This window comes from Paeniglutamicibacter sp. NPDC091659, from assembly GCF_044756805.1.
In the GTDB taxonomy this organism is placed as follows: Bacteria; Actinomycetota; Actinomycetes; order Actinomycetales; family Micrococcaceae; genus Paeniglutamicibacter.
The window spans coordinates 890176-912545 of record NZ_JBIVTO010000001.1; the positions used below are offsets into that span (position 1 = coordinate 890176).

At 65.2% G+C, this 22370-nt stretch carries 16 protein-coding genes; 4 read left to right on the forward strand and 12 right to left on the reverse strand.

Annotation, left to right across the window (positions count from 1 at the left end; genetic code table 11):
* Positions 1-103: 103 nt before the first annotated feature.
* Positions 104-1021 (reverse strand): N-acetylglucosamine kinase, encoded by a 918-nt coding sequence (locus ACIQLF_RS04060; protein WP_400294575.1) that lies wholly within the window; start codon positions 1019-1021, stop codon positions 104-106.
* The gene (locus tag ACIQLF_RS04065; RefSeq protein ID WP_400294578.1) at positions 1018-4044 is read right to left on the reverse strand and encodes an alpha-mannosidase; all 3027 of its coding nucleotides are present in this window, start codon (positions 4042-4044) and stop codon (positions 1018-1020) included. The genes ACIQLF_RS04060 and ACIQLF_RS04065 overlap by 4 nt, the downstream gene beginning before the upstream one ends.
* Positions 4045-4173: 129 nt before the next feature.
* Here ACIQLF_RS04065 and ACIQLF_RS04070 point away from each other — a divergent pair, with 129 nt between their 5' ends.
* Entirely contained in the window at positions 4174-4986 is an 813-nt protein-coding gene (locus ACIQLF_RS04070; RefSeq protein ID WP_400294581.1) for an aminoglycoside 3'-phosphotransferase, read from the forward strand.
* Positions 4987-5115: 129 nt separating this feature from the next.
* Here the strand turns inward: ACIQLF_RS04070 and ACIQLF_RS04075 are convergent, their stop codons facing one another.
* On the reverse strand, positions 5116-5532 hold the full coding sequence (locus ACIQLF_RS04075; protein WP_400294583.1) for a hypothetical protein: 417 nt from the start codon (positions 5530-5532) through the stop codon (positions 5116-5118).
* 314 nt (positions 5533-5846) lie between these two features.
* Here ACIQLF_RS04075 and ACIQLF_RS04080 point away from each other — a divergent pair, with 314 nt between their 5' ends.
* A complete protein-coding gene (locus ACIQLF_RS04080) occupies positions 5847-6863 on the forward strand; it encodes an SH3 domain-containing protein (RefSeq protein WP_400294586.1) in 1017 nt (338 codons plus the stop codon).
* A gap of 266 nt (positions 6864-7129) precedes the next feature.
* Here the strand turns inward: ACIQLF_RS04080 and galK are convergent, their stop codons facing one another.
* Both galK and galT read right to left on the reverse strand, forming a co-directional pair.
* Positions 7130-8275 carry a galactokinase gene (gene galK / locus ACIQLF_RS04085; RefSeq protein ID WP_400294588.1) on the reverse strand — a complete coding sequence of 382 codons (1146 nt, stop codon included), beginning with the start codon at positions 8273-8275 and terminating at the stop codon, positions 7130-7132.
* 23 nt (positions 8276-8298) lie between these two features.
* Positions 8299-9459, reverse strand: a complete 1161-nt coding sequence (galT, locus tag ACIQLF_RS04090; RefSeq protein WP_400294590.1) for a galactose-1-phosphate uridylyltransferase — start codon at positions 9457-9459, stop codon at positions 8299-8301.
* 301 nt (positions 9460-9760) lie between these two features.
* Between galT and ACIQLF_RS04095 the strand changes: the two genes are divergently transcribed.
* Positions 9761-10537, forward strand: coding sequence for a DeoR/GlpR family DNA-binding transcription regulator (locus ACIQLF_RS04095; protein ID WP_400294592.1), 777 nt, complete (start codon positions 9761-9763; stop codon positions 10535-10537).
* 86 nt (positions 10538-10623) lie between these two features.
* On the opposite strand, the gene ACIQLF_RS04100 is transcribed toward ACIQLF_RS04095, so the two are convergent.
* From ACIQLF_RS04100 to ACIQLF_RS04125, 6 genes are all read right to left on the reverse strand, one after another.
* Positions 10624-11151 carry a methylated-DNA--[protein]-cysteine S-methyltransferase gene (locus ACIQLF_RS04100; RefSeq protein ID WP_400294595.1) on the reverse strand — a complete coding sequence of 176 codons (528 nt, stop codon included), beginning with the start codon at positions 11149-11151 and terminating at the stop codon, positions 10624-10626.
* Complete coding sequence (locus ACIQLF_RS04105; protein WP_400294597.1) at positions 11144-12544, reverse strand: DUF1731 domain-containing protein; 1401 nt, start codon at positions 12542-12544, stop codon at positions 11144-11146. Before ACIQLF_RS04105 ends, ACIQLF_RS04100 begins: the two co-directional genes overlap by 8 nt.
* A 61-nt stretch (positions 12545-12605) precedes the next feature.
* Positions 12606-14129, reverse strand: a complete 1524-nt coding sequence (locus ACIQLF_RS04110) for a S10 family peptidase (RefSeq protein WP_400294599.1) — start codon at positions 14127-14129, stop codon at positions 12606-12608.
* A gap of 160 nt (positions 14130-14289) precedes the next feature.
* Positions 14290-14679 (reverse strand): DUF4282 domain-containing protein, encoded by a 390-nt coding sequence (locus ACIQLF_RS04115; RefSeq protein WP_400294602.1) that lies wholly within the window; start codon positions 14677-14679, stop codon positions 14290-14292.
* Positions 14680-14869: 190 nt separating this feature from the next.
* Positions 14870-16393: a sodium/proline symporter PutP gene (gene putP, locus ACIQLF_RS04120; protein ID WP_400294604.1), complete on the reverse strand. Its 1524-nt coding sequence runs from the start codon at positions 16391-16393 to the stop codon at positions 14870-14872.
* A 165-nt stretch (positions 16394-16558) separates the two neighbouring features.
* Entirely contained in the window at positions 16559-17500 is a 942-nt protein-coding gene (locus tag ACIQLF_RS04125) for a LysR family transcriptional regulator (protein ID WP_400294607.1), read from the reverse strand.
* A gap of 224 nt (positions 17501-17724) precedes the next feature.
* On the opposite strand from ACIQLF_RS04125, the gene ACIQLF_RS04130 reads away from it, so the two are divergent.
* Positions 17725-21261, forward strand: a complete 3537-nt coding sequence (locus ACIQLF_RS04130; RefSeq protein ID WP_400294610.1) for a proline dehydrogenase family protein — start codon at positions 17725-17727, stop codon at positions 21259-21261.
* Between the two features lie 259 nt (positions 21262-21520).
* Here ACIQLF_RS04130 and ACIQLF_RS04135 read toward each other — a convergent pair whose 3' ends face one another.
* Positions 21521-22186 (reverse strand): hypothetical protein, encoded by a 666-nt coding sequence (locus ACIQLF_RS04135; RefSeq protein WP_400294613.1) that lies wholly within the window; start codon positions 22184-22186, stop codon positions 21521-21523.
* Positions 22187-22370: the final 184 nt, after the last annotated feature.

The following is a 22370-nucleotide window of genomic DNA, read 5'->3' on the forward strand; positions in this document are numbered from 1 at the left end:
AAGTTCCTTCTTGGTGAAGTGATTGCACAACAAAGGTGCCGTTGGCCTCGACGCTATTGCCCTGATCCGTTCCCGGTCAAGGAAAACCGGTACGCTCGGCCGGCTATGCGCGGGAAATGCTCGCAAACAGGGGGTGGCTGGGGGACAGGTCGCCTAGTCGCTCCGAGCCGTCCAACGGGTCGCCCAGGGCGGGAAGCAGCCGGGCGTTCGGCCACTGAGCGGCAAAGCGCCTGACGAGTGCCTGAGCCAGCACTTGGCTGCGCACCACACCGCCGGTCCAGCAGACAACGGGCGCGTCCTCCATGGCGAACCCCGCCTGTCGAAGGGCTGCATCCATTGAGGTGTAGAGCTCGTTTGCCGCATGCATGGCCACGTCCGATGCGACCGCGTCCCCGGCCTCGGCCGCATCCAGAACCACCCGCGCGAAGGACGCAACGGACCGAACCCTGTCGGGATCCGACTGGATGCGGAGGTAGGCTCCGGCAGGCTCTCCGAACAAGGCGATCAGGTCATCGAGCAGGACGGTGGATTCCCCGCGGCCGTCGTAGGCCCGCATTGCCGCTTCCAGGCCCGCGCGTCCTATCCAGAACCCGCTGCCGCAGTCGCCCAGCAAATGCCCCCAGCCATCGACCCTGTGCACACCGCCGTCGCCCACGCCAAGGGTCACCACGCCGGTGCCGACGGCCGTGGTGACGCCCAGTTCCGTGCCTGCCGAGCCCAGGTACCCGGAGATCGAATCATGGGCAACCCGCACAGAGGCCGAAGCCAGCGCCGGAACAAGGCCCTTGAGGCGCCCGGCCAGCTCAGGGCGGAAATCGACGCCGGAGGTCCCCACGTTGGCGGCTCCGAGGACCATGTCGGGTTCGGCTGCGATACTGTCAATCGCGGCCGCCAGCTGGGTGATGACATCGCTGTCGGTGCGCACTCCCGGACGGGAAAGCTCCCGCGAAGTGCCGTCTGCTGCGCGCAGGCGCACGCGCATTCCGCTTTGGCCGGCGTCGATGGACAGGATCGTCATCATGCTCCAGTGCTCATTGTGAATCGAAGGGTCCGTACTTCGAAGGGCTTGAGTTCAAGCGGGACGGTTGTGCCGTTCCCGCTGGGGGCATCCTCGAGCACGTCCTCGATCAGGGTGGCGGTTGCCCATCCACTGGTCCTCGCGTTGATGCCCAATGACCCGGAGGCTCGGCGGCCGAGAGACTCGTGGAGCCGAACGATCACGTCACCGGAGCGGTCGGCAGCGAGCTTCACCGAGGAAAGCAGCAGCCCCTCACCGTCGACGGAGACGAGGGGATCGAAACCGCTGCCGCCCGGAACCAAGCGGCCCGGCGCGTTCAGGGAAATGCCTGCGGCAGTCGTCTGCCCGATGTCCGCACCGACCACCATGCCGTAGCGGTGTTCATGGAGGCCCTGGTCCGCCTCGGGGTCCGGGAAGCGCGGGGCGCGAAGCAGCGACAGCCGGGCGGTTGTTGTCACGTTGGCGTGCTCGTCGACCTGGCGGGTCACGTCGTAGCCGTAGCTCGAGTCGTTGACCAGTCCGACGCCGAAGCCCGGTTCCTCGACCTGGATGAAGCGGTGCATGGAGGTCTCGAACTTTGCCGCCTCCCAGCTGGTGTTGGCATGGGTGACCCGTTTGAAGTGCCCGAACTGCGTCTCGGCAATCGTGTGCTCGGCCCGGATGTCCAGCGCGAATGCCACCTTGAGGAATTTCTCGGTTTCGTGCCAATCGGTGACCTGGTGGAATGACAGGGTGCGCGACCCCGGTTCCAGCATGATCGATTGGCGCACCGTCGAATCAGCGGAGATCGGGCGAACGATTTCCAGCAGGGCGCTTCCGTCGGCGTTCGCCGTTGCATCCATCGAGGTGACTTCGCGCAGGTCGGTGACGCGGTTCCGGTAGAACTTGTCCACATCCCAGGCATCCCACTGGTTGGGAAAGTCCTGGTGAAGCTGCAGCAGGTTTGCCGTCTGGCCCGGGGCGATCGCCTCGCGTCCGGTGGACAGATCGACCGCCGAGGTGATGAGGCCCTCCGGGGAGAAGCGGATGTCAACGAGGTCATTGAGAAGCCTGACGCCCGAGTCGTCCGAGGTCACGCGCACGGCGGGCAGCAGGCTTGGCTGCGCCTCGTGGCCGCCGCCTGCCGGAACGATCCCGGCAATGGCGGTCGGATTCACCGAAATTTGTTTGTCGCCCGGTCCGGCAAGCGCAGCCAGGGCCCGCCCGATGATCAGCTGCGTCGCGGAGATGATGCGCTCGTATTCGGTGACCGCCTCGCGGTGGACCCACGCGATGGAGGTGCCGGGCAGGATGTCGTGGAATTGGTGCAGCAGCACGGACTCCCACAACGCATCGAGCTCGTCGTAGGGGTACTCGAAGTCCCCCTGCTGCGCCGCCGTGGTGCACCACAACTCCGCTTCCACCAAGAGGTGTTCGCTGCGGCGGTTGCCGGCCTTCATCCTGTGCTGCGACGTGAGCGTCGCGCGGTGCAACTCCAGGTAGAGCTCGCCGACCCAGACCGGCGGCTGCGCGTACTCTTCCCGTGCACGCCCGAAGAAGTCGTTGGGGTGTTCCCAGCGAACGGTGGGGTTGCCCTCGAGGTCGGCCATCCGGGCGGCCTTGCCGGTCATCTCACGGGTGGTTCCGCCGCCGCCGTCGCCCCAGCCCACGGGGGCAATCGAGCCCGAGGCTGCGCGGGCGTCGCGGAACTGCCGTTCGGCCAACGCGACCTCGGCGCCGGAGAGCTGCCCGTTGTAGGTGTCCATGGGCGGGAAATGCGTGAAGACCCGAGACCCGTCGATTCCCTCCCAGTCAAAGCTGTGGTGCGGGAACTTGTTGACCTGGTTCCAGGAAATCTTCTGGGTGAAGAACCACTCGAATCCCGCACGGCGGGTGAGCTGCGGCAACGCGGGGGAGTAGCCGAAGCTATCCGGAAGCCAGACGCCCTCGCAGCTGACCCCGAATTCCTTCCTGAAGAAGCTCTGCCCGTACAGGAACTGCCGGACCAGGGATTCGCCGGAGGGCATGACGGTGTCCGACTCGACCCACATGCCGCCGAGCGGCAGGAAGCGGCCGTTGGCGACCGCAGTCTTGATCCTCGCGAAGATCTCCGGGTACTGCACCTTCAGCCACTTGTACTGCTGGGCGCTGGACATGCCGTAGATGAAATCGGGATCCTCGTCGATGAGCTCGAGCATCGAGGAACAGGTCCGGGCCACCTTGCGCATCGTTTCGCGCACCGGCCACAGCCACGCCGAGTCGATGTGGGCATGGCCGACCGCCGACAGCGCGTGGGCGCTGGCCGACGCCGGGGCGCCGAGGGCCGGCACGAGCCTGGCACGGGCCGCGGCGGCGGTTCCCGCAATGTCCTGCAGGTCCAGCTCGTCCAGGGAATCGTCCATGGCTTGGTGGATTTGTGCGCGGCGGGTACCTTCCGGCAGTTCCGCCTGCAGCTCCAGAAGCACGTCAAGGTCCAGGGCGAGCTCATAGACATCGCGCTCCAGGACGGCAAGGTCGAAGCGCCGGGTCCTGTACAGCGGTTCCCTCGATGACGTGAGGATGTCGCCTTCCTGGGTGGGGAGGAACGGGTGGTCCTCGAGCAACACCGGGTTGGAGGCGGCTTCAATGAACAGCAGCACCTCTTCACCGCCGGAAGCAGACTCGGCGACCGGCACCCATTGGTTGCGCGGGTTCAGGGATTTGATGGTCGATCCGTCGTGCCTGTACACGAGCCCTTCGCACTGGAAGCCCGTTTTGGAGACATCGAAACCGAGATCCACCAGAAGCTCGACGCGCTTGCCGCTCCAGCCGGAAGGCACCGTGGCACGAACCTGGAACCACGTGGTTCCCCAGGCAGCACCCCAGGTGCTCCCCACCCGGAATGGTTCGTAGTCCAGTGCCAGGCCATCCTGCGCGGGGATGGGCTCGGAGGGCAATTCATGGAATGACACGTTCGCCGGCAGGTGGCTCGAATGGATGGCCGGGCGGATTCGTTCCTCGAGGACGCGCCTGGCGCGGCCGACTGTGAGGGACGTTTGATCATGCATGGAAAAGCCTCTCAGCCCTAAACGGATACGTCACCTCATTGTTACAGCAAATTCGGGCAAATGGAGATATTCGCTTTCGCGGCGATGCCGTCGGCCGCGACGCACCCCTGGCCGGGGGATCATTTAAGCATGAGTGTGAAACCGCTGGCATTTATCCCCGAACACGATGTGGCTGTTCCGGCTCGGTTGCTGGTCCTTGCCCAGGGAGACTCCGTCCGTCCGGTTTGGGTCAACGGGGTGGGTGGCATGACGTTCAGGATGGCTGAGGGCACCGCGCGGGAACGTTACGTGAAGTACGCGGCCGCGGGAACGCCGGAGAGCGACTTCGCCAGGGAGGCCGAACGGATGGAATGGGCCGGACGATTCAGCCCGGTACCCGAGGTGCTGGAACGGGGCGCTGATGAAGATGGCAGCTGGCTGTCGACCCGTGCGATGGCAGGGGCCTCGGCGGTGGACCCGGTGTGGGTCGCCCGCCCCGAACAGGCAGCGCGTGCCGTGGGCATCGGCCTGCGGGCCATGCACGATGCCCTTCCGATTGGTAGCTGCCCGTTTTCCTGGTCGGTGGAGGACCGCATGGCGGGGTTCGAGGCGCGCGTCGCCTCGGGTGAATCCCCGGCGGACTGGGGGAACGGCTATTCACGGTTCACCGTGGACCAAGCACGCGAAATGCTGGGCACCCCGCCGCCGATCGACAAACTTGTGGTGTGCCACGGGGACGCGTGTGCGCCAAACACCCTGCTGGACGTGGACGGGAACTTTGCCGGGCACGTGGACCTGGGCGACATCGGGGTGGCCGACCGCTGGGCAGACCTTGCCGTTGCTGCGTGGAGCACCGAGTGGAACTACGGCCCCGGATACGAACGCCTGGTGTACGAGGCATACGGTGTCCAGCCCGATGCCGAACGCATCGCCTACTACCGCATGCTCTGGGACCTGACCTAGCAGCCAAGGGGACCGGGCAAAACGGAGATCGGCCAGGGATTTCCTGGCCGATCGTGTGTTGGGCTTCCATCGTTCGACGGACCGCTTCATCAGCGGTGCGGGGAAGCCCTGCCCTGCATGCGTCCGCGATCAGCCCGTCCAGCGGTAACCGGTCGTGCCGATCATGCTGCGCAGCCACGAGACGAGCGGATCGAGCCTCGTGAGTGTTGGCTGCGAAGCGTCTACCACAAACACGGGAACCTCTCCACGCATGTGCTTCGGCAAGAGCCGCAGGACGCGATCGGTGTCCCCGACACCGGTCAACAGCAGGGCCGTCGGCTTGAAGCCAAACGAGGCCTTGATCAGGGACAGCCCGTGCATTCGGGAAAAATGAAGGGGGCCGGCGAGGACCACTGCGTCGAAATAGATCAGCTCGTGTGCCGAGGCATGGGCGACGTCGCGCAACTCTCCGCGCAACTCGTAGGCTCGCAATTTGTCCGCAAGTTCCAAGGCAAGAACCTTGGAATTCGCATCGCGTTGGTAGTGGACAATGGCTATGTTATCCATCAGGATTCCCTCCCGAACCGAAGTGGTTGCGCCGCCACCGGAGCATCCCTTCGCGGTTTGAACCCAAGCGATTCAACGCTAGACGCGTTGTCGGTGAATTGGCTGGGAGCGCGGTAAATTCCTGTTGCGCCGCACATGGAGGCCCATGAGGCACCAGCTGCCCGCTTCTCGAAATCGTTAGCTATAAGCAACGAATGAGGTCGAACTCAACGATTGGCACACGAATCGAATTCGCCATTGTTTCGGGTTTGGGCGGGGTAGAAACTGAAGGCTCATAGTCCTCACAATGCACAACTCGCGAAGGGTGCAGGATCATGTTGAACAAAACCAAGAAATACGGGTTGGCACGCGGAATGTTTGGGACCATTCTGGCGGCCGCCCTAGTCGCCGCGTCGGTTCCCCTGACTGCTTCGGCGTCCGAGCCGACTTCCCGGCCCAATGTACTTTCCGCGACACAATCGCTTGGGGTAGCTGCGGCGATATTGCCGGCCAAGGTGCGCGCCACGGCCAATGTCAATCTCCGTGCCGGATCCTCAACGAGCCACAAGGTCCTGCTCACGATTCCTGCGGGCAAAGTGGTTCCAGTTTCCGGGAAGGCATCCAACGGTTGGTACAAAGTCACCTATTCGGGTCGCACGGGGTGGGTGAGCAACAGCTATGTCTCGACAAACACGAAGGCCCCGGTTGCACCAAAGACGCCCCGTTTGAGGGGCCCCAACAAGACCTCGCGGGTGGTCCTGACGTTTGACGATTGCCCCCGCACCCTGAGTGCGTTCACGAGCGCCGTCGACTACGCATCGGCCAACAACATCGGACTGGTGCTGGCGCCCACGGGGGACTGCATCTCATCGTTCAAGTCGCGCTACGGGGTGGATATCGCCGCACGTGCCCGCGCCAAGGGGCAATGGGTGATCAACCACTCCATCAGCCACCCTGACCTGCGCAAATTGAGCTGTGCGGCAGCAGCGAAGCAACTGGGCGGAAGCGGTGTGCACACGAACTTCGGCAGGCCGCCATTCGGTGCCATCGATGCGAGCGTGACCTGCGCGTACGCGAAGGTCGGCATGGCCATCTGGACCTGGTCGCGCGACACCATGGACTGGAGCGTGAAATCCAAGGCCATCACCGTGTCCAGGGCATCTGCGGCCAAGCCCGGGGACACCGTCCTGATGCACATGCAGTGGTACGGATTCGCGCCGGACTCAATCCGCCAGATCAACAAGAACCTCAACAAGCGCGGCGTGAATCTCTGCAGGGCATATCACGGCACTGACGGGACGGGCGCGGTGGCCACCACCCCGGTGCGCCTGCCGAGTTCCCTGCCCTGCTGAACGGTTCCATGCGTCTCGAAGACGCACGGAAACAACCGGCCGGGAAGACCGCAGACAGGCAACCAACCACATGCCGTCCGCGGAGCTCGTGCCGGAACTGAAGGCACCACCGGCGTTGGCCGTCCGGGGTTCGACGGGTCTGACCGTCCTGCCTACATGGCGCATGCTTCTCCGCCCGCTCCAGGAAATGGAGCGGGCGGAGAAGCGTGACGTCCTGCAGGGCGGTCCGATGGTGAACGGAGAATTCTCGCCGGCCCCCCGGAAGCCTATAGCCGCTGGGCGCCCGGACCAGGGACCACCGAGAAGATCTCGGGGGTGGTGTAGCCGGCCTCGGCGAAGTCCTTCAGCACGCGTTCGGAAACGGCTTGAGCTTGCGAGGACTCCACCAGGGCGATGGCCGAACCGCCGAATCCGCCGCCCGTCATGCGGGCGCCCAAGGCGCCGGCCGCCATGGCGGCGTCGACGGCAAGGTCCAGTTCCTCGCAGGAGATCCCGAAGTCGTCCCGCATGGAGGCGTGGCTTGCCAGGAGTAGGTCGCCGATGGCAGCGGGGCCGTTGGCGTCCAGCCGTTCGATCGTGTCGAGTACCCGCTGGTTCTCGGTGACGATGTGGCGCACCCGGCGGTAGATGTCCGGGTGCAGGAGCTGCTTGGCTTCGGGCAGCCGTTCGGGGGAGACGTCGCGCAACGCCGGAACGCCCAGTTCCCTGGCCCCGAGGGTGCATGCCTCGACCAGTTCCTTGTAGCCGCCCGAATCATGGGCGTGGCTCACGCGCGTGTCGATCACCAAGATCTGCAGGTTCTCGGCTTCCAGCGGCAGGTTCACCTGACGGGATTCGCGGGTTCGGCAATCCAGGAACAGCGCGTGGTCGGCGGTGCTCAACAGCGAGGCGGACTGGTCGAGGGTGCCGGTGGGCGCGCCGACAAAGTTGTTCTCCGCGTTTTGGCACAGCAGCACCAGTTCCTCGCGGCTCAGGCCCAGGCGCAGCATCTCGTTCAACGCCAGGGCCACCGCGCACTCGATGGCTGCCGAGGAGGAAAGCCCCGCGCCGATGGGAACCGTCGAGTCGAGCAGGATGTCGGCTCCGGGCAGGGTGAAGCCCTTCTGCCCAAAGGCCCAGAACACGCCCGCGACGTAGCGGGCCCATGGCGTGACGTCCTCGGCCGCCAGTGTGCCCAGGTCCGCCTCGATGACGTCCCCGCCCATGGTGGATGCCACGCGCAGGGTCCGCGCCTCGGCGGAGTGGTGGATCTTGACGGCAATCCGGGCGACCCTGTCGATGGCGAACGGCAGCACGTAGCCGTCGTTGTAGTCGGTGTGCTCGCCAATGAGGTTCACCCTGCCCGGCGCGGCGAAGTGCCCGTCCGGGGCGTGGCCGAAGAGCGCGGCGAAGGATTCGGCAATGGTGCTCATGGGGGCGACTTTCGTTTGGGTGCTCATGCGTCGCCGTTGGCGCGCGATGCCGCGTCCCGCAGGGACTCGGCGGATGTTTCCGGGGTGACATCGCCGATGAAGGCGCCCATGGCTGCCTCCGAACCGGCCAGGTACTTCATCTTGTCTTCGGCCCGTCGGGGTGAGGTCAACTGCAAGTGTAGCCATGCCTCGTCCCTGTTCGGGTGCGTGCGCGGCGCCTGGAACCAGCCCGAGATGTAGGGCGTCGGCGTCGAGTACAGTGCGTCGACGCTGCGCAGCAGCCGGTGGTACATCTCCGCCAGCTCGTCGCGTTCCTCGGCGGTGAGTTCGCCGAGCTCGGCGACCTGCCGGTTCGGCACCAGGTGGACCTCGATGGGCATGCGGGCGGCGTAGGGGACAAAGGCCGTCCAGTGGGTGCCGCGCTCGACGATGCGCCTGCCGTCGGCGATCTCGAACGCCAGGATGTCGGCCATGAGGTTGCGGCCGGTGCGATCCCTGTGGGACACGGCCCGGGCCAGCTGGTTGGCGGTGCGCGGGGTGGTGTACGGGTAGGCGTAGATCTGCCCGTGCGGGTGGTGCAGGGTCACGCCGATTTCGGCGCCGCGGTTTTCGAAGACGAAGACCTGTTCGACGCCCTCCATGTTGCCCAGCTCCGTGCTGCGGTGTGCCCAGGCGTTGACCACCGTGCGGATCCGCTCCACGCCGAGCGAGGCAAGCGAATCGCTGTGCCCCGGGCCGAAGGCCACTACCTCGCAGCGGCCGTGGGACGGTGTGAACGCACCGAGCTCGGCGGCGACGCCGGAGGTGTGCTGCTCGGGGCCGAAGGACGGGAACCGGTTTTCGAAGACCGCGACGTCGTAGGATGCGGCGGGAATCTCGCTGGCCATCTCGCTTCGGGTCGGGCACAGGGGGCATTCGCTGGCGGCCGGCAGGTGGGTTCGCGTCTGGCGGTGTGCCGCGAAGGAAACCCATTCGCCGCTCAGGGCGTCGTAGCGCAATTCCGACACGGGAGGCCGTGGCTGCAAGTCCCGGGCGTCCGCCGGGGCGACGAATTCAGCACCCCGGTCGGTGGTGTCGAAAAAGTAGATCAGTTCCCGGCCGTCGGCCATGGCGGCCCGAACGGGGCTGCGACCAAGGGAACCGCCGCCGAGTGCTGTCTGGCTTGGGCTTGATTGCTTGCTCACGAATACTCCTTGGGCCGGTGCGGCATCGACATTGTTGACTGGGGGAAAATGTTTCATAAGTTAACAAAAACGATCATATTCGATCGTGCCCCTGTTGTGCCAGACCTGGCGAAATGTTGCGTCGAAAACGACCGTCCGATGCACGGTCCCTGCATCGGCATCCGGAAAACGACCGACGCGGGAGGCCCCGGGGAAGAATGCGAACGCCCGCAGCGCTCAAAATCGAACATATAAATACTTTCAGTGTTCGATTGTCGCTAGGATGTTGGTGTTCACCCGACAAACTGATGACTGGACGATCATGACTGAGATGCTTGCTACGGCGCGACACCAACGAATTCTTGATCTCCTGAACCGCCATGGCCAGGTTCGAGTGACGTCGCTGGCCCGTGAGCTGGGCGTTTCGGAGATGACAGTGCGACGCGACCTGAGCCTGTTGGCCGCCGGCGGCGCCCTGGTCAAGGTGCACGGCGGGGCGACAACCAATGCGGCGCCCACCAGCCGGGAGCCGGGGTTCGTCAACAAGCTGTCCCTCGAAGCGGCCGAAAAGCAGTCGATAGCCGCCGCGGCAGCCGCAATGGTGAAGCCGGGCATGTCCATCGCCCTGAACTCGGGCACCACCACCTTCGCGCTTGCCGCGCAATGCACCGGCATCAACGACCTGACCGTGGTGACAAACTCCCCGCGCATTGCCGAGGCCTTCTACGCGGCAGACAACGCCAGCCAGAACATCATCCTCACGGGCGGAATCCGGACCATATCCGATGCGCTCGTGGGGCCGCTGGCACTGTCCGCACTGGGCCAGCTCCATGTCGATGTGCTCTTCCTTGGCGTGCACGGCATGACCGTCGAGGACGGATTCACGACGCCCAACATGCTTGAGGCGCAAACCAACCAGGCGTTCATGCGTGCGGCGGCCCGGCAGGTAGTGGTCGCCGACCACACCAAGTGGGGGGTCACCGGCCTGTGCCAGATTGCGCCGCTGTCGGTCGTCGACGCGCTGATCACGGGCGAGGCCCTGGACCCCGAAACCGCGGCGATCCTGGGCCAGTCCATCGATACGGTCGTGCTTGCCTAAAGGGGCCCCTGCACACCAAGGGGGCTGCCAAGCAGGCTTCGCAGCCAACCGGGAGCGTGCCGTCGTTTGGCACGGGCAGGCCTGCGTCAGAAAAGCGTTTCCTCGGGCTCGGGAACGATTCCCTCGAGCCGCAGCAGGAACAGCTTGCGGTCAAGGCCTCCGGCGTACCCGGTCAACGAGCCGTCGGCACCGATCACCCGGTGGCACGGAACGATGATCGAGACGGGGTTGCGGCCGTTGGCCGTTCCCACCGCACGCGTCAGCTTCACGTCGCCGAGTTCCAGCGCCAGATCGCCGTAGGAACGGGTCTGCCCGAAAGGGATCCTGGCCAGTTCGGCCCAGACCCGCCGCTGGAATTCGGTGCCGGCGGCATCCAGCGGTACGTCGAATGTGGTGCGTTGGCCCGCGAAGTACTCGCCCAGCTCGCGTGCGGCCCGGGCGATGAACGGATCGTCGCCCGGGCTTTCCAGCTTCTTGCCGAGGGCTTCGGGAGCCGGCGGGTGCGAGTGGGCCTGCATGTAGATGCCGGTCACGCCCCGCTCGTTCGCGGCGATCGTCAGCGGCCCGATGGGCGAATCGACCACCGCGTGGCAGGGATCCGGCCGCTCAGCCAAAGATGCCCCGCAGCGCGTCGGCGAAGGTCGGGTGCTCGAACTCGAACCCGGCGGCCTCCAGCACCTCGGAGGTCACATGCCTGCCGGTGGTCCCCAGCGCGGGGTCGGTGTGCAGCAGCACGGCGCCAGCGGCCAGCACCGGCTTGGGGGTGGGCAGACCGATCTTCTTCATGACCCCTGGGGCCACGCGGGCCCGCAGCAGCGCCATCATCTCGGTGTTGCGCACCGGATGCGGCGCGGCAAGGTTGATGACGCCCTGCGGCAGCGCGGCACCTTCCTCGAGGCCCAGGCAGGCCCGCACGATGCGCAGCCAGTCGGCCAGGTGGATCCAGCTCACCCACTGCCGGCCGCCGGCCACCGATCCGCCCAGCCCGGCCTGCGCCAGCAGGCTGAGCCTGTCCACCAGCGGGCTTTCCTGCTCGAAGACCAGCGAGGTGCGCAGGATGTTCACGCGTTCGGCGTTGGCGCCGGCCACGGCTTCCTCCCACGGCCTGGCTACGCCGGTCATCTGGGGCAGCGCGCGAGAGCCGACGGGCAGCGGCGAGGATTCGGTGAGCAGTGCCTCGCCGGCGTCGGCAAAGATCGCGGTGGTGCTCGACTGCAGGAAGGCCGCCAGCGGGCGGGGCAGCGCGGCGCTTGCCTCCACGAGTGCCCGGGTGGATTCCACCCGGGAGGAACGCAGCCTCTTGATGTTCTCCGGCGTCGGGGGCAGGTCCACCAGCTCGCCGGCAAGGTTCAGCACCGCGGTCGGCCGGCCCTGCGCATACAGGGCGCCGGCCCACGGACCCTGGTTCCTGCCGTCCCAGGGCAGCTGCCGGTAGGGGCTTTCCTTGCGCACGCTGCGGGTGAGGATGGTGACCTGGTGCCCGCGGCAATGCAGGTCCGCCGCCGCGCGGCTGCCCAGGAAACCGTGGCCGCCGGCGATCACCACACGCAGGTCCTGCATGTCGGTGCCGCCGGCCAGGGTGTAGAGCCTGGCGCAGTTCTGCGCGAAGTTCGCGGCGATCGGCTTGGCCGCGGTCTGTGCAAAGAGCGGGGAGGCGAGCCCGGAGACGGAGACGAGCTGGGTCAGCTCGCAGCCGCCGGAAACCTCGCGCAGCGACCACCGAACCAGCAGGTAGCCGCCGGGCTGGGGCTGGCGCCAGGTCAGGCTGGAGCCCTCGTCGACCCGGGTGATGACCGCAGGAGGGGCCGTCCTGGCGTGGATCGGGCCGATGACGTCGCCGGCGGGCACCAGGTCGAGCTCGGTGCCGGCCGCCGCGGGTTGCGTGCGCGGGTCCAGCCGCGCGATGGCGAGGTTCCATTCGGGAACCCGGGCGGGATCCCTCAGCACCTCCCACAGGGCGGAAACGGGGAGGGCGAAGAACTGTGTCTGTGTACGCTGCCAAGCCATGGGTTCAGCTTAGCCACTTCCGGGGGCCCGTTTGAACGGGCCGCCCGGAAGCATGGCCCGATCAGGCCTTGGTGACGAACCCGGCCAGCGCGCCGAGCTGTGCCACGCGCACCTCGGGGTCCACGTACATCATGTGCCCTGCCGCGTAGTAGTAGTGGCTGAAGCGGGCTCGTGCCGCGGCCGGAATCTCCAGGTGGGCCCACACGTACTCGGCCGCGAAGTGCGGGGTGGCGCCGTCGTGGTAGCCGTAGTCCACGTGCACGCGCAGTTCCGGGATGTCGATGAGCAGGCGCTCCAGGTCGCGGGTGACGTCGACGGGCTTGCCCTCGAAGGTCTCGTAGCTCCACGGGTGGACGCGGCCGGTGAGCACCTCGTAGGGCAGGTCCGATTCGTAGCCGAGCTCGGCGCGCACGTAGTGGTTGATCGCCGCGGCGTAGGGCGGTGTGATGGCGCGCAGCGAGGGGTCGTCCCAGGTATGGGATTCCTGCAGGCGCGGCGGAACCCCGGTGAAGCGGCCATCGATGCGCCCGACCATCAGGCCCTTCTCGCGCAGCAGCTCGGTGGCGAACTCCATGTAGTCCCAACGCAGGTTGGTGCGGCGGATGAAGGCCTCGGAGAGCGTGGTGAGCTCCGCCAGGTGCTTGACCGTCCCGTCGAACTTCCGCTTGGACAGCCGGCTGCCCAGGTGCAGGGCCACCACGTAGTCGCCGGCCGCATAGTCCTCGGCGTCGCGGATGATCTCGTCCAGCGGGCGGTTGCCGTGCCGGCCGTGGTAGTGGGCGATCGCGGCGTAGGTCGGCAGGTGCAGCGCGTAGGGGGTGTCGTTGCCCGGTGCGAAATCCAGCGTGGACATGTTCAGCACCGTGGAGATCAGGCCCAGGCCGTTCACGGCCATGCCGTGCGCCTCGTGCAGGCGGCGGGCCACGGCCACGGCGCGCATGGTTCCGTAGGACTCGCCGATGAGGTACTTGGGGGAGAGCCAGCGATGGTTGCGGGTGACCCAGAGGCGGATGGCCTCGGCGATCAGGTCGCGGTCCGCGATGAAGGAATGGAACTCATCGCTCTTGCCGCCCTCGACGACGCGTGAGAAGCCGGTGTTCACCGGGTCGATCATCACCACGTCGGCGTGCTCCAGCAGGGACTCGGGGTTGTCGATGACCCCGTACGGCGCCGGCGTCATGTTCCCGACGTCGCCGGAGTCGACGATGCGCGGGCCCAGCAGGCCCATGTGCAGCCAGAGGCTGGCCGAGCCGGGGCCGCCGTTGAAGGCGAAAACGACCGGGCGGCGGTTGACGGCAGGCGGGCCGCTGGGCTTCTTGGCCCGCGCCTTGCTGGCTGCGGTTGTCGCGGCGGGGGCCTCGGCCTCGTCCGCGGTGTAGGAGATCATGAAGATCTCGGCCTTGGGCTTGAACCCCTCGGTCTTGCCTTCTGCATCCTCTTCCCGGCGCAGCACCATCCGGCCGGTGGTGCTGGTGTAGCGCAGGCCCGAGGCGCTGCGGTGCTGACGGGTGACGAAATCGTCCACGGCTTCGGGCTTTTCGGCGGTCATGGAGGCGGCAGGGGATGAGGCAGGAACATCAGGCATGGGAAGAGCCTACAGCCTGATGGCGGCAAACCCGGACTCGGGGAATTCCCGGCAAATTCGGGGCGAAAACGCAATTCGTTGGCATAAAGCCGACTGCTGTGCGGTGCCATGCCGGGGCGTCCGAAACACCGCCGGTTCCATCCGTTCCGGAGGGTCGTTTTCAGCCCTGCGGTCGGCCGCCGTCGTAGGGCGTGGCAGGAGGAGCCGGCGGCGGGTTCATCGGTGCGCCGGGATAGGGACTCTGGACCGAGCTTGGGCCCGGTGCGCTGCCGCCGGCCAGACGAACCAGATCGCCGGTGTGTTCCGCCGTGCGGATCGTGGCAAGCAACGATTCCAGACCCATGCGGGCCAGCGCCAGGTAGATAATGGTGACCAGCGGGCCGATGACCAGCAGGACCAGGATTCCGAGCATCACTTCTTCGGAGGCGAACGCGGCGATCACCATGCCCAGGTACAGCACGGCCAAGCCGATGGTGATCAGGATGTAGACGATCTTGACGATCTTGGGTGTCACGAAGCTATCGAAGTTGAAATCAAAAAGCTCTTTCATGAGTGTTCCTCATTTCGACCAGTGGTGAATCGAGCGATGATTGCCCGCCCAGTCAAACACGCAAGGGGTGCCCGCGTGAAGGGCGGAAACGAAGGCGAACCGGTGCGGACGAGCCGCCGCCGGGGCACGAAAAAGCGGGGCGGTTCATCGTGGATGAACCGCCCCGCTTTTTCGTTGTCAGGCCGGGTGGCTAGACGGTTGCTTCAACGTAGGGTGCGTTTTCGGAAACTTCCTTCTCCATGGCGGAGAATTCGGCTTCGATCGTCTCGTTGTGCTTGTAGGTCATGCGCGAAACGACGACGGCGACCAGGAGGTTCAGCAGGAAGCCGGGAACGATCTCGTACATGGCCTCGTGCAGGGCGGTGATGTTGCCCCAGACGAAGACGGTGACGGCACCGGTGATCATGCCGGCCAGCGCGCCCGTCGAGGTGAGCTTGCGCCAGTAGAGGCTCAGCAGCACGATCGGGCCGAATGCGGCACCGAAACCGGCCCAGGCGAAGCCGACCAGGTCCAGGATGCTGGAGTCCCGGTTCAGCGCCAGCACCGAGGCGACGACGGCAACCACGAGCACGCCCGAGCGGCCCAGGGCCACCTCGCGCTTGGGGGTCAGCTTCTTGCCGGCGATGTTGTAGAGGTCCTCAACCAGGGCGGAGGAGCAAACGATCAGCTGCGAGGACATGGTGGACATGATGGCAGCCAACACCGCGGCCAGCACCAAGCCGGCAACGAACGGGTGGAAGAAGATCTGGCTCAGCAGCAGGAAGACGGTTTCCTCGTCCTTGATTTCCTTGGCCGGGTTGCCGGCGAAGTAGACAATGCCCACGAGTGCAGTGACGATGGCGCCGAGGGCGGTCAATGCCATCCAGCCGATGCCGATGCGTCGGGCGGTCTTGGCCTCGCTGGGGGTACGCAGCGCCATGAAGCGCACGATGATGTGCGGCTGGCCGAAGTAGCCAAGGCCCCAGGCTGCGGTGGAGAAGATGGCGACGGCGGCAAGGACGCCGTTGGTGCCGTTGAAGCTGGAGAACAGGTTCAGCGCGTCGGGGTTGACGGCCTTCAGCTGGGTGGTGAAATCGCCCAGGTTGCCCATCTGGATGACGGCAACGATCGGCACGGCAATCAGGGCCGCGAACATCAACAGGCCCTGGGCCACGTCGGTGAGCGTGGCGCCCAGGAATCCGCCGAAGAGCGTGTAAAGCAGGGTGATGCCGACGACGATGAACATGCCGGTGAAGTAGTTCCAGCCGAAGGACGACTCGAAGAACTTGCCCGCGGCGACCATGCCGGAGGAGACGTAGAAGGTGAAGAACGCCAGGATGATCAGCGACGCCGCGATGCGCAGGAAGTGGCTGTTGTCCTTGAGGCGCTTCTCGAAGAAGCTCGGGATGGTGATGGCGTTCTGGGCGACCTCCGTGTAGGAACGCAGCCGCGGGGCCACGAACTTCCAGTTCAGCCAGGCACCGATGGTCAAGCCGATCGCGATCCAGGCCTCGATCAGGCCGTTGAGGTAGATGGCGCCGGGCAGGCCCATGAGCAGCCAGCCGGACATATCGGAGGCGCCGGCGGAAAGGGCGGCGACGCCCGGCTTCAGGCCGCGGCCCGCGAGCATGTAGTCGTCGATGTTGTTGGTGCGCTTGTAGGCGAAGTAGCCGATGGCCAGCATCGCCGCCAGATACACGGCAATTGCTATCAACTGGAAGGCTTGTTCAGACATGGTTGGTCCTCGTGAATGTGGTGCGTACCGGGAAATGGGATGGTCCCCGGCATGTTGCACCGCCACCAACACAGGCCGGGCGCGCACAACGAAACTAGAGTATGACAGCAAAAACGCCTACACGGCGAAGTCGCCCGTCGCCGCGTTATCTTCCTGTGATAAGCATTACAGGGGCAGGGAGGTGCTGTCCTGAGTCGTCGGAAGGCTACCTGCCTGCTCATGCAGGGCCCTGCGCACGGCGATCAATCCGGGGTGTTGCGCCGAGGAATGTCGCATGGCCGTGAAGATCGTGCGCTGCGGTGCACCGGGCAGGTCGACGATGCGCAGATCAAGCTTGCGCGCCGCCCACACCAGGTCCGGAAGCAGGGCGACGGCGTTGCCCGATTCCACCAGCCGAACGTGCGCTTGGAGGTCGGCCGTTTCATAGCGGACATCAGGCTCGAAGCCGGCCGAGCGGCAGACCTGTTCGGCCCAGTGCCGGGAGGCCGCGCCGTGCGGTTCCATGACCCACGGCAGGCCCGCGGCGGCCTCGATCGAGGAGACATGGTGGAACTCCTCGGGCATCGCCTCGTTGCGCGCGGGAAGCGCCAGTCGGATGGCGTCGTGTGCCAGGATCCTGCGATCCAATTCGGCGTAGTGCGGAGCCGCGTGCCCGGGGTATTGTTCCGCTACGACTAGGTCAAAGTCGCGCGCCCAGGTTTCGTGCAGGGCCGTTTCCGGCTCGTGCTGGACCATCTCCACGCGCAGGTGCGGATAGTCCTGGCGCAGCTGCCTGAGCATCGAGGGGATGAGTGAAAGCACTGCCGTCTGAAACACCGCCATGCGGACCGTGCCGGCGATCTCCGGCTGGGTCGAGGCGAGGTCGGCCTCGGCCCTTTCCATGGAGTCCAGCAGCTCGTCCGTGTGGGCCACCAGGACCTCCGCCTGCGGGGTGAGTTGGAGGCGCCGGCCGACCTTGCGCAGCAGCTGCACCCCGGTTTCTTTTTCCAGCAGCGAAAGCTGCTGGGAGATCGACGAGGGACTATAGCTCAAGGCGTCGGACACCTCGGCGATCGTCCCGCGGATGCTGAGCTCGCGCAGCAGGCGTAGACGGCGAATTTCAAGCATTGCGACTCCGGGGGTGTGGGGAAGATCTCGGCGATTCTTCGCTGGCGGGAACACCCCAACAATACATCGGGAAACCCGAAGGAAAACCTTCGGGTTTGTTCACTTTCGCTGAAGGTATGGTTGGGGTCATACTGGCTTGTGAACCCGTCCGCCCGCATCCTCTCTGGTGTGCTCCCGGCAGGCGCGTAATCGATAAATATCTCATCTTCCAAGGAGAAGCAGCCGTGTCCCTCGAGACCTCGCATGCGCGCATTGTGCCCCCGGCACTAGCAGCCGATGGCACCCCCCTGGCCCGTCCCCAGGACCTGGCCGATGAAACCATCAAGCTGGTGCGCCACTGGCTCACCGAGGGCGCAAAGGTTCCGGTTGACGCCTCCGCCGCGCAGCTTGCCGGCGTGCTGAAGGATCCCAACGGCCTTGACTTCACCGTCGGCTTCGTCGACGGCGTCATCCGCCCCGAGGACCTGAAGGTTGCCGCCCGCAACCTCAAGGCACTGGCCCCGAAGGTTCCTTCCTTCCTGCCTTGGTACATGAAGTCCGCAGTTGCACTCGGCGGCTTCATGGCCCCGATCATGCCGGGCGTCGTTGTCCCGATCTCCCGCAAGGTCTTGCGCGAAATGGTCGGCCACCTGATCATCGACGCCACCGATGCAAAGCTCGGTGCCTCGATCTCCAAGATCAAGAAGGAGGGCATCGACCTCAACGTCAACCTCCTGGGTGAAGCCATCCTCGGCCAGGGCGAAGCCGCCCGCCGCCTCGAGGGCACCCACAAGCTGCTGTCCCGCGACGACGTCGACTACGTCTCCATCAAGGTTTCCTCCACGGTTGCCCCGCACAACCACTGGGCCTTCGACGAGGCCGTCGAGCACATCATCGAGAAGCTCGTTCCGCTCTACCGCTTGGCAGCCACCTCGGCACCCAAGAAGAAGTTCATCAACCTGGACATGGAAGAGTACAAGGACCTGGACCTGACCATTGCGGTCTTCACCCAGATCCTTGACATGGAGGAATTCCGCGACCTGGAGGCCGGCATCGTGCTGCAGGCCTACCTGCCGGACGCCCTCTCCGCCATGATCCACCTGCAGGAATGGTCCGCCAAGCGCACCGCCCGCGGCGGCGCATCGATCAAGGTCCGCGTCGTGAAGGGTGCAAACCTTCCGATGGAGCAGGTCGAAGCAGACCTCCACGGCTGGCCGGTTGCCACCTGGAACACCAAGCAGGACTCGGACACCTCCTACAAGTCGGTCCTGGACTACGCACTGCGCCCGGGCCACGTCGAGAACGTGCGCATCGGCATCGCCGGCCACAACCTCTTCGACGTTGCACTTGCCTGGTTGCTGGCACAGTCCCGCGGCGTGACCGCAGGCATCGAATTCGAAATGCTGCTGGGCATGGCCACCGGCCAGGCCGAGGCCGTCCGCAAGGACGTCGGATCGCTGTTGCTCTACACCCCTGTTGTGCACCCGGGCGAGTTCGACGTGGCCATCGCCTACCTGATCCGCCGCCTCGAAGAGGGCGCCAGCCAGGAAAACTTCATGTCCGCAGTCTTCGAACTGGACAAGAACGAAGCCCTGTTCGAGCGCGAAAAGAACCGCTTCCTCGCATCGCTGGCCGACCTTGACGACAAGGTACCGGCTCCGCACCGCATCCAGGACCGCAACATCGTCGACGAGGTCGAGGTTGGCGCCAAGCTTGCGGGCCTGGCCAACGGAACCCTCGACTTCGAGAACACCCCGGACACCGATCCGGACCTCCCGGGCAACCGTGCCTGGGGCCGTGCCATCGTGAACAAGATGGTTGGCTCCACCCTGGGTGCCGAGTCCGTGGCCAACGCCATGATCCACACCGAAGACGAGCTCAACAAGGTCGTCGAGACCGCCGTTGCAGCTTCCGAGTCCTGGGTTGCCATGGGCGCTGCCGCCCGTGCCGCCATCCTGCACCGTGCCGGCGTCACCCTTGAGGCCCGCCGCGCCGATCTGCTCGAGGTCATGGGCTCCGAATGCGGCAAGACCCTGGACCAGGGTGACCCGGAAGTTTCCGAGGCCATCGACTTCGCCCACTACTACGCACAGCGTGGTCTTGAGCTGGAGAACGTTGCAGGCGCCACCTTCGTTCCGTCGAAGCTGACCGTTGTCACCCCGCCGTGGAACTTCCCGGTTGCCATCCCGGCAGGCTCCGTCCTCTCGGCGCTGGCCTCGGGTTCCTCCGTCGTCATCAAGCCTGCCGGCCAGGCAGCCCGCTCCGGCGCCGTGATGGTCGAAGCCCTGTGGGAAGCCGGCGTGCCGCGCGATGTCCTGCAGATGGTGCAGCTTTCCGAGCGCGACCTGGGCACCGAGCTTGTCTCGCACCCGGCCGTCGACCGCCTGATCCTCACCGGTGGCTACGAGACCGCGCAGCTCTTCCGCTCCTTCCGCAAGGACCTGCCGATGCTGGCAGAGACCTCCGGCAAGAACGCGCTGATCGTCACCCCGAACGCCGACCTTGACCTCGCGGCCAAGGACCTGGCTGCCTCGGCATTCGGCCACGCCGGCCAGAAGTGCTCCGCCGCCTCGCTGGTCGTCCTGGTTGGTTCGGCTGCCGAATCCAAGCGCTTCCACAACCAGCTCATCGATGCCGCCCGCTCGTTGAAGGTTGGCTACCCGCAGGATCCGCAGACCCAGATGGGCCCGGTCATCGAGCCTGCTCAGGGCAAGTTGCTGCGCGGCTTGACCGTCCTGGGCGAAGGCGAAAAGTGGGTTCTCGAGCCCAAGCAGCTGGATGACTCCGGCAAGCTGTGGAGCCCGGGCGTACGCTCCGGCGTCAAGCGCGGTTCCGAGTTCCACCTGACCGAGTACTTCGGCCCGATCCTCGGCGTCATGACCGCGGACACCCTGGAAGAAGCAGTGGCGATCGTCAACGACATCGACTACGGCCTGACCTCCGGCCTGCACTCGCTGGATTCCGATGAGATGGCTTACTGGCTGGAGAACATCCAGGCCGGCAACCTCTACGTCAACCGCGGCACCACCGGTGCAATCGTTCAGCGCCAGCCGTTCGGTGGCTGGAAGAAGTCGGCCATTGGTGCAGGCACCAAGGCCGGCGGACCGAACTACCTGGTGGGCATGGGCTCCTGGGAAGACGCCCCGCTTGCCAAGTCCGGCATCCTCTCCGCTTCGGCATCGGCGCTGTTCAACGCAGCACGCACCGCGGGCCTCGAAGAAGCAGACCTCACCTGGCTCGAGGCTGCCCTGGCATCGGACAACGATGTTTGGATCAACGAGTTCAACACCGCCAAGGACGTTTCCGGCCTGCACGCAGAGCGCAACGTCTTCCGCTACCGCGCCCTGCCGGTGACCGTACGCTTCGAGGGTGAAACCTCGGGCCACGGCATCGCCGAACTGGTTCGCGTGGTTGCCGCAGGCATCGCCGCCGGATCCCGCGTCACCGTTTCCTCCGCTGTCGAGGTTCCGGCCGCGATCCGCACCGTCCTGACCGAATCCTCCGCCACCGTCGTGGTCGAAGATGCCCAGGCATTCGGCGCCCGCGCCGCACGGCTTGCAGCCAAGACCGGCCCGGACTCCGCAGCCCGCATCCGCCTCATCGGTGGCTCGATCACCGACGTTGCCGAGGCAACCAACGGCAAGCCGGATGTTGCGATCTACGCCAACAACGTGGTCTCCGCCGGCCGCGTGGAAATGCTGACCTTCCTGCACGAGCAGGCTGTCTCCATCACCGCGCACCGCTTCGGTACCCCGAACCACCTGAGCGACTCGGTTATCTAGTAGCCCGAAGCTCTAACGACGAAGGCTCGTAGCGTTCCCCTAGCGGGGAATGCTACGAGCCTTCGCTGTTTTGGCTCGGGATCTAGAACAAGCGCCGGTCTGTTAATGACGTGAAGTCAGTATGGCCATTCGAACTATGAGCATTCATGCACTATGAAAGTTCCATGCCCACCAACCGGAAAGGAATTACGCCATGAGTGGTAGTTCGTTGAATTAGGTTGCTCCACTAGGGGCAACCGATTTTTCAAAGTCTCGGACCCTAGGCATTAGCCTTTTCGCCAGGGTACTCCCAGACCCACCCGCCGTCGCCATACGGGTCGAACGCGACCTCGCCGGACTTGGTGGTCACATCGATCAGGACCATGCCTTTGGCCTTTTCGCCTTTTCCGATGTAATCGGGAAGAAGTTTAGCTTTGGACTCGAAGCAATTTTGGATGGCTGTGCTATTCAGATCATTCATCCGAGTACCGTCAGGTTCGTAACCGCGCCAGTAGTACGCCCCGAAGCCTATGAAGCCCGGTGCACCGTTGACATCAAGTGGCCCTTCGTAGTCGCCCGTCGTTTCCACCTCGACATGTGCAGCAAGCGCGCGACCGTTCAGATCACCCGCATACTTGGAGCACTTCACGAACTCAAACTTGGTCACAGCGAATTTTAGGTCAAGCTCCCCGTCTTCTCCGGGGATGCCGCCGGTTTCGCCAAGCTTCTTGACGAGCTGACCCCGCTCGTTCGTATTCCGCGTCGGAGACGGAAGGGCCGCGCTTGGCGCGGAACCCGTCGGAGCGGTGCTTGCAGGCAAGTGGCCAGCGGTCGTTGGCGGCGCAGTTGACGCCGAGCTACAACCCGTTAGGATGAGCGCCGACAGCATTGCGATGGCCAAGTGTTTCTTTTTCAATTGTTCCCCCATGAAATATGCAATTCTCACGTAATTCTATCGAGCGGTACCGACAACCATCACTGACGACTCAATATGAGTGCCCGTGGTTCTGAAATGCAGAAATGGGGAACGAGGTGCCTGTCGAGTATCTATGGCGAGCAACGGGAGCAAATTTTCCAGCCTTTCCAGAAATCTAATTCTGAACGCTCCCGTGCTATTGACAGACTGGAAC